General features: G+C 74.0%; 10 protein-coding genes. 1 reads left to right on the top strand and 9 read right to left on the bottom strand.

Features of this window, described 5'->3' with window-relative positions; genetic code table 11:
- Nucleotides 1–2: 2 nt before the first annotated feature.
- The 6 genes from OG896_RS06330 to OG896_RS06305 form a co-directional block, all read right to left on the bottom strand.
- Nucleotides 3–1,175 carry an MBL fold metallo-hydrolase gene (locus OG896_RS06330; RefSeq protein ID WP_329363213.1) on the bottom strand — a complete coding sequence of 391 codons (1,173 nt, stop codon included), beginning with the start codon at nucleotides 1,173–1,175 and terminating at the stop codon, nucleotides 3–5.
- A gap of 96 nt (nucleotides 1,176–1,271) precedes the next feature.
- A complete protein-coding gene (locus OG896_RS06325; RefSeq protein ID WP_329363210.1) occupies nucleotides 1,272–2,111 on the bottom strand; it encodes a GNAT family N-acetyltransferase in 840 nt (279 codons plus the stop codon).
- Between the two features lie 148 nt (nucleotides 2,112–2,259).
- On the bottom strand, nucleotides 2,260–2,817 hold the full coding sequence (locus OG896_RS06320; protein ID WP_329363208.1) for an SRPBCC family protein: 558 nt from the start codon (nucleotides 2,815–2,817) through the stop codon (nucleotides 2,260–2,262).
- A gap of 88 nt (nucleotides 2,818–2,905) precedes the next feature.
- Complete coding sequence (locus tag OG896_RS06315) at nucleotides 2,906–3,532, bottom strand: GNAT family N-acetyltransferase (protein WP_329363206.1); 627 nt, start codon at nucleotides 3,530–3,532, stop codon at nucleotides 2,906–2,908.
- A 110-nt stretch (nucleotides 3,533–3,642) separates the two neighbouring features.
- Nucleotides 3,643–6,612 (bottom strand): glycoside hydrolase family 2 TIM barrel-domain containing protein, encoded by a 2,970-nt coding sequence (locus tag OG896_RS06310; RefSeq protein WP_329363204.1) that lies wholly within the window; start codon nucleotides 6,610–6,612, stop codon nucleotides 3,643–3,645.
- Nucleotides 6,613–6,831: 219 nt separating this feature from the next.
- Nucleotides 6,832–7,752: an NADP-dependent oxidoreductase gene (locus OG896_RS06305; protein ID WP_329363202.1), complete on the bottom strand. Its 921-nt coding sequence runs from the start codon at nucleotides 7,750–7,752 to the stop codon at nucleotides 6,832–6,834.
- Nucleotides 7,753–7,832: 80 nt separating this feature from the next.
- Between OG896_RS06305 and OG896_RS06300 the strand changes: the two genes are divergently transcribed.
- On the top strand, nucleotides 7,833–8,408 hold the full coding sequence (locus tag OG896_RS06300) for a TetR/AcrR family transcriptional regulator (protein ID WP_329363200.1): 576 nt from the start codon (nucleotides 7,833–7,835) through the stop codon (nucleotides 8,406–8,408).
- A 104-nt stretch (nucleotides 8,409–8,512) separates the two neighbouring features.
- On the opposite strand, the gene OG896_RS06295 is transcribed toward OG896_RS06300, so the two are convergent.
- The 3 genes from OG896_RS06295 to OG896_RS06285 all read right to left on the bottom strand — a co-directional run bounded on the left by OG896_RS06295 (nucleotide 8,513) and on the right by OG896_RS06285 (nucleotide 15,925).
- A complete protein-coding gene (locus OG896_RS06295) occupies nucleotides 8,513–9,694 on the bottom strand; it encodes a serine hydrolase domain-containing protein (protein WP_329363199.1) in 1,182 nt (393 codons plus the stop codon).
- 664 nt (nucleotides 9,695–10,358) lie between these two features.
- On the bottom strand, nucleotides 10,359–12,998 hold the full coding sequence (locus OG896_RS06290; protein WP_329363197.1) for a hypothetical protein: 2,640 nt from the start codon (nucleotides 12,996–12,998) through the stop codon (nucleotides 10,359–10,361).
- A 188-nt stretch (nucleotides 12,999–13,186) separates the two neighbouring features.
- On the bottom strand, nucleotides 13,187–15,925 hold the full coding sequence (locus tag OG896_RS06285) for a glycoside hydrolase family 97 catalytic domain-containing protein (protein ID WP_443056947.1): 2,739 nt from the start codon (nucleotides 15,923–15,925) through the stop codon (nucleotides 13,187–13,189).
- Nucleotides 15,926–15,996 lie beyond the last annotated feature (71 nt).

Genomic DNA, 15,996 nt, shown 5'->3' with positions numbered 1-15,996 from the left:
GCCTACGCGTCCGCGACCTGGTCCCGCTGGGCCGGGGCGGGGGGCGGCCACGGGGTCCAGCCGGTCTCGGGGGTGACGGCGACCTCGCGCCACCAAGGGAAGGCGGCCGGGGCGGTGACGGGTTCGAAGGGCTGCCCGACGAGCGGGGTGACGGCCTGCACGCCGGAGCGGTGGGCGGCGTCGAGGGTGCCCTCGCCGGGGTCGGACCAGGCGTGCGGGGCGAGGTTGAAGGTCCCCCAGTGGATGGGCAGCATCACGCCGTGCGAGGTGCCGCCGGACAGGTCGAGGTGGGTGCGGACGCCCTCGGCGGGAGTCATGTGGATGTCCGGCCAGAACTCGCTGTACGCGCCGATCTGGATCATGGTGGCGTCGAACGGGCCGTGCAGCTGGGCGATGTCGGCGAAACCGGGGAAGTAGCCGGTGTCGCCGCTGTGGTAGATCCGGTGGATGTCGTCGGTGACGACCCAGGAGGCCCACAGGGTCTGCTGCCGGCCGCGCAGGCCGCGCCCGCAGAAGTGCCGCGCCGGGGTGGCGGTCAGGGTCAGCCCGGCCACCTGGGTGGACTCGTGCCAGTCCAACTCGCGCAGCCGGTCCGCCGGCACCCCCCAGTGCTCCAGGTGCGAGCCGACGCCCAGCGGCACCACGAAGACCGCGCCGCCGCGGATCAGCGCGATGATCGTCGGCATGTCGAGGTGGTCGTAGTGGTCGTGGGAGATCACCACGGCGTCGATACCGGTCAGCGACTCGACCGGCACGGGCGTGGGGTGCACCCGCTTGGGCCCGGCGAACGCGAACGGCGAGCACCGCTCGCCCCACACCGGGTCGAAGAGCACCCGCCGGCCGCCGATCTCGGCGAGCACCGAGGAGTGGCCCATCCACGTCAGCCGCAGGCCCGAGGCCGGCGGCTTGGCGAGGTCGGCGAGCGTGGTGGGGTGCAGCGGGACTGGCCGGGCCGGCTTGCGGGCCAGCCGCGCGTCCTTGCGGAGGTTGGCCGGCAGCGCCTTCAGCATGCCGCCGCTGGGGGTGGTGCGGGCGCCGACCGGGTTCACGAAGGCCCCGTCGGCGTAGTGGGGTGAGGCGAGGATGCGCTCCAGCCGCGCGCCCGCGGGGTCCGCGCCGAAGGGTGCGGGCCGCAGCTTCACGAGATGGGACGGCTGTCGGCGGGCGCCGGTCACGGCTCCTCCTGGCGATCGTCGGGCGGCGGGGTATCCGCCGCTTCCATTATGCGGGGCGGTCGCGGAACCGCTCCGGTGAACGCGATGAGCTCTCGATCACCCGAAGGCGACCACCAGTTGGTCCCGAACCGGAACGTAGCCCAGCCGCCGGTAGACGTGGTTGCTCACCGGGTTGGCCAGGTCGGTGAAGAGCACGACGTCACGCGCCCCGGTGTCCAGCGCGGCCCGCGACACCGCCGCGGTGACGGCTCCCGCGTAGCCGCGCCCGCGCAGCGCGGCCGGGGTGTAGACGGCGACCACCCGGACCGCGCCGTCCTCCGGCGACGTCATGCCCGCCATCGCGACGGGCTCGCCGTCCACCTCCCACAGGACGCGGCCGCCGAACCGGAGGGCGTCGGCCACCACCCGCTCCGCACCCGGCATGGGCTCGCCGATGTCCCGGGCGAACTCCTGGTGCCAGCGCAGCAGCAGGCCGAGGTCCCGCTCCCCGGCGACCCGGGCCCGGCCGGGCGGCGCGGGGCTGCGCGGGGTCAGGGCGCCGAGCCGGTGCAGCCGCTGCTCGCGCACCACCCGCGTCGCCGCGCCGGTCCGCTCCCGCCACGCCTCACCGAACGCCCGGACCGCGTCCGCGTCCCCGCGCGCCCCGTCCAGCGGGCCCTCCCACCCGGCGGCCAGCTCGCGGGAGGACTGCTGGGTGCCGGGCGCGAGCAGCGGCGGATACGGCGGGGTGCGCAGGAACGCGGCCTGCACCGCCCCCTCGTCGCCGGCCCGCCACCAGCCGAACACCGGCGGCTGCGCTCCGTACGCGTCGGGGCCCCGCCGGCGCAGCGTCCCGCAGACCGTCCGCAGCACGTTGGTCTCCAGCGGGTGCCGGTCCAGGAAACCGCCGGCCGCGGCGGTGAACTCCGCCACCGACGGTGTGAACGTCCATCCCATCGCCCCATCCTGTCCCCACCGGCCGGATTTACGCACCGGGAATTCCGCGCGATGACCGGGCAGGCTGCCGGCGTACGGCTCGCCGGCTCCCGTGCCGCGTCCGCGGCCAGGCACGGGCCCCCGGGGGCCGCGTCCGCGTTGCCCCGGCCTACGCTCCGGCCTCCTCGTCCGCCAACTCCTCCCCGTCCGCCGTCTCCTGCCCGTCCGCCATCTCCTGCTCGTCCACCGCGTCGGCGAGCCGTTCCAGCGTCCGCTCCATGCCGCTCACCCAGACCTGCCCGCCCTGCATCCCGTCCCGCTCGTCGGCCGGGGCGCGGGAGCAGTCGTACGCCTCGGTGACCAGGGTGGACCCGGGGCCGGCGGGGGACAGGGTGTAGATCCAGCGGTGGCCCCAGCGGCTGCCCGGCAGGCCGTGTCCGGGGTGGCCGCGGCCCGCCTCGGGCTCCCAGGCGATACGCCGGTCCTGTTCGTACTCGACGACGTGGTTGTTCATCTCGTAGTGGCCGTGCTCCGAGTAGTACATGCGCATCACGAAGACGTCGCCGACGCGGGAGACGGGCGTCTCGGTGACCGCGCCGCGCAGCATGCCGGAGCCGTCGAGGTCGGTGTGCCGGGTGGGGTTGGCCAGGACCCGGAAGACGGCCGCCGGCGGGGCGGGAACCACCCGCGACACCGTCACGGGTTCGTACGGGGACTCGTCGGTCATGGGGTGCACCTCCTGCCGCCGAGCGTAGGGGCGGGCACTGACAATCGGCCGCGGCCGCGCCCGGCGGCGTGGAGGCGTGCCGGAGGCGTTACGACGTGGCGCGGCCGAGGTACGTCAGCGGCCCCGCGTCCGGGACCGGGATCTCGTGGAAGCCGAGCCGGTCGTAGAACGCGCGGGCGGAGGTGTTGGTGCTGAGCATGCCGAGGTGCACCGCCGGGACCCCCTTCGCCGCGAGCGCGGCCAGGTACGCGGTCATCAGGGCGCGGCCGTGCCCGGACCGCTGCGCCCGGGGGAGCAGGTCGATGTGCAGGTGGGCGGGGTAGGAGGCGAGCGCGGGCACCACCATCCGCTCGGGGAGGTGCAGCAGCACGGCCATCGACTCGGCGGGCGTGCCGGGTTCGCCCGCCGGCGCGGGCCAGCGGCCGGCCACGGACGGCAGCCACTCCGCGCGGAACCGCTCGACGAACCGCGCGGTGTCGCCGGTGCCGACGATGTAGCCGACCGCCTGCCCGCTGCCGTCGTCCACCACGAAGGTGAGGTCGGGTTCGAGCACGGCGTACGGCGCCGCGAAGATCGCGCCGACCAGGTCGCGGTCGGGCTCGGCGTAGGACGCGGAGGCGTCCTGACCCGCGTCGGCGGTGCGCAGGCAGATGTCGTACAGCGCGGCCAGGTCGGCGGGGCGGTACGGGCGGACGAAGGGGGTGGTGCCGGTCACGGGTGCTCCGGATCGTCGATGTCGGGGTGAGTGTCGGGGTAGGTGGCGGGGTCGGGGTCGGGCTTGATGGCGGGGCCGGTGGCCCGGTCGGGGAGAGGGCGGCCGGCCGGTCAGAAGGGGGGCCGCGGGCCGGCCGGGTGGCCGGCCCGCAGCGTGCCGAAGGTGAAGGAGAACGCGGCCGGGGCGGCGGCCAGCCGGAACTCCGGCAGCGCCTCGGGCCCGCAGGCGCCGCTGCCCACCCCGTGCAGCCCGTGGTCCAGGTGCACCCAGATCAGGTCGCCGCGCTTCAGCTCGTTCGTGTGCTCGGCCGCCGCCAGCTCCTCGGTGCTCCACGGCCGGGCGGTGAACCAGAACGGTGGCGCACCGGTCACCCGCAGCCCCGAGCCGTCGGCCCGGCGCAGCTCCGCCCACCGCACGTCGGCGCGGGCGCCGTTCTCCTGCGGCCGTACGTAAGGCGTCTGGAGGCCGTCGACGGTCGAGCGGTGCCGGCCCAGCCGGGACGCCTCGCGGGTGTCGGGGTACGCCTCGCCGGGCCCACCGCCGTACCACTCGACGGTGTCGAGCGTGGGGCACAGCCCGAGCCGTATGCCGAGCCGGGGCAGCGGCAGCGTCCAGGGGCCCTCCGGGGTGACCTCGACGTCCAGGGCGAGCCGGTCGCCGGCCGCCGTCCAGCGGTAGACGGTGCGCAGCCCCAGGTCCGAGGCGGCCGGCGCGACCCGGGTGGTGACGGTCAACGCGTCCTGGCCGGGGGCCACTTCGTCGATCCGGTGCCGCATCCGGTCCAACCCGGCTTCCCGCCAACGGCGTTCGAGCTGTCCTTCCGGATACCAGTCCGCGCCGCGGTCGTTGTCGATCGGCGCCCGCCACACGTCCAGCCGGGGGCCGTCCACCACCGCACCGTCCAGGTAGCGCAGGGTGCCGTCGGCCGCGTCGAACATGCCGGGGCCGAGCATGATCAGCCCGCCCTCGACCCGCCGCGGGGCGTGCGGCGCGCCGGGCAACGGGCCGGCCGGCACGGCCGGTCGGGCCACCTCGAACTGGGCCCACGCCACTTCGTGGCCGGACGGCGCCCACGCGGTGTCCTCGGCGAGCACCGCCCGCACCGTCCAGCACGCCTCGCCGTCCGCCGCGGTCCGCGGCGCGCGCGGCAGCGCCACCTCGGCGCTCGCTCCCGGCGCCAGCGCGGGCACCTCAAGCCGTCCCTCGGCGGCGAGTTCGCCCTCCACCTCGTACGCCCAGTGGAAGGCCAGTCCCGAAACGTCCGCGAAGTCATGGCGGTTGGTGACGTTCAGCAGGCCGCGCGCCAGATCCGCGGCGAAGCCGACCGGCTGCACCACCTTCTTGTACTCGACCAGCCCGGGGGAGGGCGTGCGGTCGGGGAAGACCAGCCCGTCGCAGACGAAGTTGCCGTCGTGCAACTCCTCGCCGAAGTCCCCGCCGTAGGCGAAGTACGCGCCGCCGTCCGCGGTCCTGCGGCGCAGCCCGTGGTCGATCCACTCCCACACGAAGCCGCCCTGGCAGCGTTCGTACGTCTCGAAGATCCGCTGGTACTCGCTGAGTCCGCCCGGGCCGTTGCCCATCGCGTGGGCGTACTCGCACAGGATGAACGGCATCGCGCGCCGGCGCTGATCCGACTCGGCGTCCAGGAGCGGGGGTTCGGCGCGGCGGCCGATCGTCTCGCTCTCCTCGTGGTTGGCGTACATCCGGGAGTAGACGTCGACGTCCGCGCAGGACTGGTCGCCCTCGTAGTGGATCGGGCGGGCCGGGTCGCGCCGCCTGATCCAGTCGGCCATCGCGGACAGCCCGCGCCCGGTGCCGCATTCGTTGCCCAGCGACCACATCACCACCGCGGGGTGGTTCTTGTCGCGCTCGACCATCCGGGCGGCCCGGTCCAGCAGGGCCGGGGTCCACCGCTCGTCGTCCACCGGGTTGCGGCGCCAGTCGACCTCGGAGAAGCCGTGCGTCTCCAGGTCGCACTCGTCGACCACCCACATCCCCAACTCGTCGCACAGGTCGAGGAACGCCGGGTGCGGCGGGTAGTGGCTGGTGCGGACCGCGTTGACGTTGTGCCGCTTCATCAGCAGCAGGTCCCGGCGCATCGTCTCCAGGTCCACCGCCCGGCCGTGGTCCGGGTCGAACTCGTGCCGGTTCACCCCGCGGAACAGCACGCGCCGCCCGTTCACCTTCAGCACGCCGTCCTCGACGCGGACCGTGCGGAAGCCGATCCGCAGCGGCACCCGTTCGCCCTCGGTGGCCAACTCCGCGTCGTACAGCCGCGGTACCTCCGCCGACCACGGCTCCACCGGCACCACCGCGGTCTCGCCGGTCGCGATGTCCAGGCCCAACTCCGGTACGGTCACGGTCCCCTGGGGATCGCAGTCGACCCGCAGCGAGCCGTTGCCGGTCAGGTGGTCGTAGTCGCAGTGCACGAAGAAGTCCGTGACGGCGCCCTCGGGACGTTCGATCAGCGTGACATCGCGGAAGATGCCCGGCAGCCACCACATGTCCTGGTCCTCCAGGTAGCTGCCCGAGGACCACTGGTGCACCCGCACCGCCAGGACGTTCCCGCGCGGCCGCAGCACCTCGCCGACCTCGAACTCCACCGGCAGCCGGCTGCCCTTGAAGGTGCCCAGCTCCTCGCCGTTGAGCCAGACCCGGGCGCAGGAGTCCACCCCGTCGAAGCGCAGCACCGCCGCACCGCCCGGCCAGTCGCCCGGCAGGTCGAAGCCGCGCAGGTGGTCCCCGGTGGGGTTCTCGGTGGGCACCCGCGGCGGGTCGATCGGAAAGGGGTAGCGGACGTCGGTGTACGCGGGCCGGCCGTAGTCGTGGTCCTGGCCGTGGCCTTGGAGCGGCCAGTGCGAGGGCACCGGCAGCACGTCCCAGCGCGAGGCGTCGAAGCCGGGGCGGGCGAACGATTCGTCCGACCCGTCCGCCGTCGCCGACAGCCGGAACCGCCATGCCCCGCCCAGGTTCACCCGGCGCGCGTCGGACACCCCCGTCCACGCCCGCGGCGGGAGCGCTCCCGTTCCCGGCCCCATGTCCTCGTAATACGGAAGCGGCCCGGACGGCGCCTCGTGCATGGTGCGGCTCCTCATGGTCCCGTCGAACGAATGTACCTGCCTGCGACGACGATTCTTCGCCAGCGGGGAGGGGCGGCGCCAGCGCTCACGCGGACGGATTCGGGGGATTCACGAGTGACGGGCGGGGCAAGGCGGTTCACGCACTCACGCGCGGCTCGGGCATACCCGCGCACGGCTCAAGCACCCGCGCGCGGCTCAAGCACCCGCGCACGGCTCGGCTCACGCCTCCACGCGCAGCACCGTCTTCCCCTTCGCGGCACCGGACTTGATGTCCTCGTGCACCTTCGCGATGTTCTCCCACGACTCGACGCGCCAGACCGGCACGGTCAACGTGCCCGCGGCGACGGCGTCGGCGACCGTCTGCGGGGCGTCCAGGCGGAAGACGGTGCCCTCGCGGCCGCTGGCCCGGACGCCGAACTCCGCGGCGTTGCCGAAGTCGGTGACCGTCACCACGTGCGAGGGATCGCCGCCCGCGATCGCGATCAGCTCGGGGAGTTGGCCGCCGGGGCCGATGTCCAGGACCCGGTCGACGCCGCCGGGGGCCAGGGCGCGCACGCGGTCCGCGAGGCCGTCGCCGTACCCGGTGACCTTCGCGCCGAGTTCGCGCATCGCCGCGGCCTTCTCGGCGCCCGATGTCACGATGACCTCCGCGCCGCGGCCCACCGCGATCTGCGCGGCGAGCCGCCCGACGGCGCCGCTGCCCCCGTTGACGAACAGGGTGTGCCCCTCGGCCACGCCGAGTTCGTCGAGGGTGCGGATCGCGGTCTCGGCGAGCATCGGGATGGCCGCCGCCTGCTCGAAGGACATGGTGTCCGGGATGTTGGCCCAGTGGTCCAGCACCGCGAACTGCGCCGCGCCGGCGGTGGCGCCGCCGAACATCAGGTTCCCGAAGACCCGGTCGCCGACGGCGGTGCCCGCGACGCCCTCGCCGGCCCGCGTGACGACGCCGGCGGCCTCGAAGCCGGTCCCCTGCGGCAGGGACCCGCCCAGGGCGCCCTCGCGGACGAACCAGTCGGCGGGGTTGGTGCCGCACGCGCGCACCTCGATCAGGACCTGGCCGGGGCCGGGGACGGGCGTCTCGGTCTCCACGAACCGCAGCACCTCGGGTCCGCCGAACTCGTCGATCTGTACCGCTCGCATGGGCACTCCACTCCGATGACGTGATGACACTTGATGTCATCACAACGATAACACCAAGTGTCATCGGGTAGGGTGAAGGCATGCCGAGATGGGAGCCGGACGCCCGGCAGCGCCTGGAGACAGCCGCGCTGGAGCTGTTCGCCGAGCGCGGCTACGACGGCACGACCGTCGCGGACATCGCGGAGCGCGCGGGCCTGATGAAGCGGTCGTTCTTCCGCTACTTCCGCGACAAGCGGGAAGTCCTCTTCGGCGGCACCGACGGGCTGGTCGCCCGGCTACGGGCGGGAGTGGGCGACGCCCCGGCCGGCGACCCGCCGTGGCAGGTGCTCCTCGGCGCCCTCGCCGGCTCCGCCTCCCTCTTCCCGGCGGACCGCTCCCTCGCCCACCGGCGGCAGAGCGTCATCGCCGCCAACCCCGAACTGCGGGAGCGGGAAGTCCTCAAGGTGGCGGTCCTTGAGGACGTGCTCAGGGACCTGCTCGCCGAACGCGGCGTCCCCCCGCGGCAGGCGGCCTACCTGGTGCGGCTCGCCCTGACCGTCTACGAGCAGGCGTTCACCCAGTGGATGGAGCCCGGCGCCCGCGCCACCTTCGAACGCTGCGTGGCCGACGCCGACGCCGAACTCCAACGGGCCCTGTCCACCCGCCACTTCGCGTAGCACGGTTCTTGCTGATCGTCGGATCGTCGGATCGTCGGTCCGGTCGTGCAGTGCCGTGCCGTGCAGTGCCGTGCGGTGCCGTCCCGTCCCGAACCGGTCCCGTGTCAGGGGGTGGCGCGGCCCCCGGCGCACAACGCGTGGTCGATCAGCGCGCTCCCCGCGTTCTCCTGCTGGGAGATGTGCTCCTGGGAGTCGCCGAGCGCCTCGGACATGGAGACCACCGCGCTGCGCCGGCCGTCGCCGGTGACGCCGTTGAGGGTGATGTAACCGCCGTCCCCGCCCTCATGGCTCCAGTACGTTCCCCCGCAGCTCAGGGGTCGCTCCACCAGCCCCAGCCCGTACCGTCCGCCGGGCCACATCGATCGCAGGTCCGCGCTGACCGGGACGGTCCGCTTCATCTCGGCCAACTGCCGCGCCGGGAGCAGCCGGCCCGAGAGCAGCGCGCGGAAGAAGGTGTTCTCGTCCCGCGTGGTCGAGACGAACGCGAGGATCTCGTGCTCCACCGGTACCTGGTGGGTGACGTCCACCCGGGAACCGGGCCCGAAGAACTGGTAGGCCCGGGCGTGCGGCTCGGGCAGCGTCGGCGAGACGCCCGTCCACCGGGTCCGGTCGAGGCCGAGCGGGCGCAGGACGCGGTCCTCGATCTGCCGATGGGCGGGTTGGCCGGTGACCTTCTGGATGATCATGCCGAGCAGGACGTAGCCGGTGTTGGAGTACTGCCAGCCCCCACCGGGCGGGAAGTCCGGCGGGTGGGCCATGGCGCGCGCCACCAACTGCGCCGAGCTGTAGACGTCGTCCCGCTGCTGGACGTACTCCTCCGGCGTGGTGTAGCCGGGCAGGTCGTCGTGGATGCCGCTGGTGTGCTGGAGCAGTTGGCGGACGGTGATCCGGCTGCCGTCGTTGCCGTTGCCCCGCACCACGCCCGGCAGCCAGTGGTCCACCGTGTCGTCCAGGGAGATCCTGTGCTCGGCCTCCAGCTGGAGGACCACGGTGGCGACCAGCGTCTTGGAGGTGCTGGCCATGCGGAAGTAGCCGTCGGAGGGCACCGGGCGGCCGGTGTCCAGGTCGGCGGTGCCGCTGGTGGCGACCGTCTGCCGGCCGTCGGGCGCGACCACGCGGGCCTGCACACCGCTGATGCCGAGGGCGTGGATCGCCTCGGTGTCCTGCCGGAGCCGCTCGGCGGGGGAGGCGCCGGCGGTCTGCGCGGAGGCGGTGGCCACCTCGGCGGCGAGCAGCGCGGCGACGCCGACCGCCACGGCGAGGTGCTTGCGTAAAGTCCGGGTCATGCCCGGACGCTACGTCGCGCGCCGGCGGGGCACGATCGGGCCAGTCCCATGATCGGACCGGGGGATATCCCCCGGCGCGGGCCGCCGAGGACCGGCGGCGCGTCTGCTGCCTGCCGTCCGGGCGGGCGCACGAAGCGCCGCCGCCCCCGAGCCGATCGTCGGCCACCGCGCAATCCGGCTGCCGCGTCCGGAATTTGACGCGCGCACGGGGCCTGGTCGGGTTCCACGCCGACCTGGCCAACCCCGGCTCGGCGGGCCCTGGCACTCCGCGCCCGCGGCCACGCCGAGCGGAACTCCGAAGGCTCCACTCGACGCTGCCGACCGGCACGGAGCCGATCGGTGCGCCGCCGGCCACCCCGTCGTGGGAGTGCCGGCCGGCCGGTCGCCCCCGAGGCCGGCTGATCGGCGGGGTGGCCAACCGCATCGTGCCGGCGGGCGTGACGCGCTGCCGCCCGAACGGTTCGACGACGCGGTGCCGTTCAGGAGGAGAGGGGCGGCCGTGCGTCCTGGTCGAGGTCGCACGGCCGGGACCGATCCCGCCGATGCCGGTCGGCATCCGAGTCGCCCGCGACGCGCGGCAGCGGAGCCTGTCGCCGCTGCCGCGGCTCCAACCGGCGGCACGCCCGCCCGCGGTGACCGGACCGGGCGGCTGAGCGCCGCCGGGTCAGGCCGGGTCCACCCGGATCGAGCCGAAGGTGTTCTGCGTCAGGCTCGACACCAGGCCGATGCCGCCGCGACGCAGCGCGATGCCGCTGTCCCGGCGGACCAGCGTGCCGTCCAGCCACAACTCGAGGACGTCCGCGGCCGCGTGGACGAGGAACGTGGCGGCGGCGCCGACCTGCGGGAAGGGCGCCGGCGCCGCGGCGCCGACCTGCGTCAGGGTGCCGTCGTGCTTGGTGAACAGCCGGGCGTTGCCGTCGGCGCACAGCCGGTACTCGTAGTAGTTCGCGTCGTCCTGGAAGCGCGCGACCACCCCGACGAAGGTGTCCTGACGGTAGGAGGGGTCGGAGTACCACACCACCGGTGCCACCGTCGGGCTGACGGTGACCGTGAACCGGTAGTCGGTCCAGGTCTGATCGCCCGCGACGAGCAGGGCCGGCTCGCCGATGGTGTCGCCCTGGGACTCGCCCTCGGACAGGTTGGTGTTGGCGATCACCGGCCCGTGGGCGCCGTCGGTGACGTCCCAGTCCCCGCGGCCCTCGACGATGCGCCACCCGGTGGGCAGCCGATGGCCCAGGTCGGTGGTCGCTCCGGCCCGGATCGGCGCCGTCCACGGCAGGCGGACCGGATCGCTGATCGCCACCTCGACGGCGGCGGTGACGTCGGGTTCGGCGGCGCTCGCGGCGGTGATCGTCACCGATCCGCCGGCCGGGACCCGGGCCGGGGCGGTATAGGTGCCGTCGGCCGTCACCGTGCCGACGCGGCTGTCGCCGCCGGGCCGGCCGTCGACCGACCAGCGGACCTGCTGGCCGGTGCCCTGCGTCGGTACGGCCACCAGGTGCACGCTGTTGCCGGCCGGGACGGCGGACGGGCCGGGGAACGGGAACACCACCCGGCTCGGCGTCAGGTGCGGCCGGTAGGGCCGGTCGAGGCCGATCACCAGCACGTCGTGGTACTCCAGCCGCGGCACCCGTACGGTGACCCGGCCGGAGGCGTACTGCCAGGACGGCGCCTGCCGTCGGGCCGGACCGACGGTGTCCGGGGTCACCAGCGTGACGCCGGCCGGGCGGCGGTCGGTGGACACCGTCACGGTCAGGTCGGTCTGGGTGCGCATGCTGCCGGTGTCGTTGTCGAAGTCGCCGTTCACCACGTGCACGATCCGCCGGCCCGGCTGGTCGAACGCGGACAGGTGCACGTTCGGCGCGCTGACGTCCAGCGTGGCCGGGGTGATCGCCCGCAGCTCGCGCCGCAGTTCGTGGGTGTCCCGCTGGAACGCGGCCAGATTGGACTCCAGCGTGAACACCCCGCGCACCAGCCCGTCGAGCACGTTGTACATGCTGCGGCCGGCCGCCGGGAAGCCGCCCGCGGCGAGGATCTGGGCGGAGGCGATCCGCACGAACGCCGGCCAGGAGCCGAAGTCGTGCGGCCCCCAGAAGATGGTCGGCGTCGCGTAGTCGATGAAGAACACGAACGGCTTGGGCGCGACCTTGGCGATCGCGGACCGCAGTTGCGGGATGAGGTTCGCGGTGCCGTCGAACGGGGCCGTGCTCTCGGCGGCGGGCACGTCGAGCCCCTGGAGCCGGAACGGGTAGTTGCGCAGGTAGTAGTCGACCGCCTCGGCGCCGGTGTTGGTGTCGCCGTCGAGCGCGGGGAAGTCCGCGCCGCCGTAGGTCGAGTTGGCCGACAGGTAGACCGTACGGCCGTGCGTCTGCCGTGCCTGCTGCCTGATCGCGCGCATCGCCGGGGCGATCACGGAGGTGTCGGTGGGGTACCACTCGTCGAACTCGACGCCGTCGAACCCGGCCGCGATCTGCCGCTCGGCCTTGAAGACCAGTTGCCTGACGGCGCTCGGGGTGTCACTGACCAGGTGGTACACCGGGCCGTTCCCGAGCGGGTCGCCGGACGCCTCGGCGGGGTCCACCCCCGGCGCGAGCGTCTCCAGCTCCGGTTCCCAGTAGCTCGCCGACACGCCGGCGCCGAGCAGCGCGCCGTCCTGTGCGAGCCGGACCAGGCTCTGCCGGACCGCGGGGAAGCCGCGGTCCTCGTACTCGGTGCCCACCCACTCGTACGCGGACCGGTGCACGAAGTCCGGGGCGATGACCCGGGTGAGCCGGCGGTTGCGGGCGTCGGACGCGTTCTGCTCGAAGAGCCACACCTCGACCTGGTCGAGGCGGCTCGGCGGGGTGGCCGGCGCGTTGGACGGCGCCGACCAGTGCCGGCCGTCGTGGGTCGCCAGCGCGAACCAGTGCCGGGTGCCCGGGTCCAGCCCGGAGACGTCCAGCTGGTGGCCGGCGCCGGCGGAGCCGATCGGGCGGGGGCCGCCGAGGCGTCGCGCGGTCGGCCATGTCGAGGCGTCGATCGGGCGGTCGGCCGACCGGAGTTCGTACCGCACCGCGCCGGCCGGCGCGGTCCAGCTCAGGGTGATCCCCGCCGAGGTCACCGACTCGACGGCGAGGTCGGTCACGGTCGCGACCGGTTGGCCGGCGGCCGGCGATCCGCTGCGCGCCGGCTGAGCGCCGGCCGGTTCCGCGCCGGCCGGCCGGGCATCGGCGACTCCGACCGGAACGGCGACCGCACCGGCCCCGACCACCGCGATGGTGAGGAACCGCCGGCGACCGATACCGGGTTGAGCTGACGCGTCCACGCGACCCTCCGACCGGGGATGGGGTTCTGACATCGTTGTCAACTACCTTGTGCACCGCTCGACGATCTGTCAATACCCTGTCAGCCACGGAGAGTTCGCCGCGGGAAACCGGTCCGCCCGCCGCCCCCGGCACCTCGTACGGGTGACGGGGGCGGCGGGCGGGTGTCCGCTCGGTGCTGCCGCGGTGGTCAGTTCACGCAGGTGAGCCGGGCCAGCCCCCAGTCCGCGTGGTCGTAGTTCTTGCCGTCGCCGCCGTCGCCGACGGCCAGGCTCAGGGTGTGCACGCCGGTGGTGTCGACGCTCAGGTCGACCGCGCTCTGGCCGCCGCGCACCACGTCGGTGGACGCGAGTTGCCTGCCGTCGTCGCCGAGCACGGTGAACGTGACGCTGCCCTGCCCGCCGGTCTCGTCGTCGACGCCGACGTGGGCCTCGAAGCGGGTGCAGCGGCCCTGGAGGTCGATCTGCACCTGGGCCGGCGCGTTCATGCCCAGGCCCTTCGGATACACGGTGCCGTCGATCGTCAGGGGGTGGCCGTCCTGCCCGCCGGCCTCGCCGTTGGACTGGTCGCGCTCGACCGGCCCGTAGCCGTTGGTCTCGGTGAGGAACGGCTGATCGCTGGCGTAGACGGTGCCGTGCAGCGGGATGGAGACCCGCACGACCTGCTCGACGTGGACCGGCGGGGCCTTCCCGCCGGCCGGGTCGGCGTACGTGGCCACCACGGGCACGTCGACCTCGCCGCCCGGCTGGTCCTTGCCGACCGTCACGGTCCAGTGGCCGTCGAGCGCCCGGCCGGCCCGCAGCGAGCCGGCGGTGACGTCCCGGCCGGTGGCGCTCCAGCCCGCGGGGAGCCGGTCGCGGTCCACCGTCAGGCGCACCTGGCGCAGGGCCGTGCCCTGCGGAAGCTCGAACGCCGCGTCGATCCCGACCTTCGCGCCGGGGCCCGCGGTGGCGGTCGACGGGTCGAGGGTCAGGGACGTGGCGGGCGCGGTGACCACCGGGTTCTCGCAGTCGGTGCGGCCCTTGGTGGCGGGGCAGGCCAGGGCGACGAAGCCGCCGTTGGCCGCGCCGGGCACCGACAGGGTGTCCTTGGCGGTGGCCGTCCGCACGGTGCGCTGCAACCGGCCGTCGCTGTCGCCGATCGTCTCGACCAGCCAGGTGCCCTTGCCGAGGAAGCCGAGCGGCGCCGTCATGGTGTCGCTCGCGCCGGCCAGGATGCCGCCGACGAACCAGCGGTCGCCGCTGCGGCGGGCGATGACGGCCTGCCGGTCGCCGGCCGGCTGCGGACCGGGCCCGCCGGAGACCAGGTGCGTCTCGTCCCAGGTGGTGGGGAGTTGCTCCAGGTAGCTCTCGGCCACCGGTTGGGCGGCGAAGCCCTCGGGGTTGTCGCCCAGCGACGTCCAGCCGGACTCGTAGACCACCGGCAGCGCCAGTTCGTGCGCCAGGGAGTCCTGCCGGTTCGGGCGGGAGAACCACGTCGGGGTGTAGTCCATCGAGCCGACGATGTTGCGGGTGAAGGCGAGGAAGATGTCGCGGGTCGGGTTCTGCCCGTTCTCCTCACCGCGGACCGCCTCGACGCTCATCACCTGCGGCCAGGTGCGTTGCAGGCCGCGGGGAATCGTCGCGCCGTGGAAGTCGATCATCAACTTGTCCTTGGCGGTGTCGTGCAGGATCGCGTCGTACCACTGGAAGGTGGACTGCGCGTCGGAGTCCATGTAGTCGACCTTGACGCCCGCGACGCCCCACTCCTTGAGCTTCGCGAACCAGGTGTCGCGCTGCTGCTGGGTCTTCAGGTCGGTCCAGGCGAACCACAGGATCACGTCGACGCCCTTGGCCCGCGCGTAGCGGACCAGTTCGGGGACCCAGCTGGCCTGCCAGCCGGCGTCCACCAGCGTGTACGGCAGGCCGTGGGCGGCCGCGTAGTCCACGAAGTCCTTCTGCCGGTCGAAGTCACCGGGGCTCGACCCGTCGCTCAGCCAGGACCAGTCGTCCACGCCCGGCCGTATCCAGGAGGTGTCCTGGAACTTCGCCGGCGGCGCGAGGTCGTTCACGAGCGTGGAGCCGACCAGCGTGTCCAGGCTGCCCACGATCGCGGTGCGCCACGGCGTCGCCAGCGGTCCGTTCGAGGTGACGGGCGCGTCGTCCGCCAGCGCGACGGAGTACGCCCCGCTGCCGGCCACGTGGTCGAGGTGGCTGCCGGAGTACCGGCCGTCGACGTCCGCCTCCGTCAGCAGCACGTAGGTGCTCCCGACCTCGAAGAGCGTCGGGTAGCCGAACGCGCAGGTGTCGCCGGTGCAGGACGTGGGCTGCGCCGCGTTGGCCGCGCCGGCGGTGGTCTGGGTCCGCTCGGTCTCGTAGCTGGGCGAGTACGGCTGGACCCAGGCGTCGGCGTCCGTCGGCAGCTCGAACGTCGAGGACTCCCCGGTCACGGTCACCGGGCCCTTGCCGTCCAGCAGGTACCGGTAGGCGACGCCGTCGTCGGACACCCGTACCGCGACGCCCAGTCGGGCACCGTCGGCGCCGCTGAAGGTGAAGGTCGCCTCCCGCATCGTGGCCGAGGTCCGCAGCTGCTTGCCGGTGGTCATCCGGTAGGACTCGTGGACCGTGCGGTCCTGCCGCCTGACCAGCCGCAGACCCGTCGTCAGGTCGTGCTGGTCGGTGCGGATGCCGAGCCGGCCCGGCAGCAGCACCGGCGCGCTGCCGCGGTCGACCGCGAGGTGCAGCTCGCCCGCGGAGTCCAGGTCGAGTTGCGCGGTGAGCGTCGAGCGGCCGGGGTCGTCCACCGTCCAGCTGCCGTTGGAGTTCTGTGCGGTGGTGGGGTTCTGTGTGGCGGAGTGCCGGGCCGCGGTGGACGGTGCGGCGGTGGACGGTGCGGCTGCCGCCACGACCAGTCCGCTGCCCAGCAGTGCCGAAAGGGCCACGCCGGTCACCGTTCGCCGGAGTCTTTCGTGCCGTGGTCGCATGCATGTCCTTTGCCTTGGACCACCGCACGCCCCTGAAC

It is taken from the genome of Streptomyces sp. NBC_00669 (assembly GCF_036226785.1).
Classification (GTDB): domain Bacteria; phylum Actinomycetota; class Actinomycetes; order Streptomycetales; family Streptomycetaceae; genus Actinacidiphila.
Note: the sequence above shows the minus strand (reverse complement) of the source record. Positions and strands in the feature narration are given on the sequence as shown.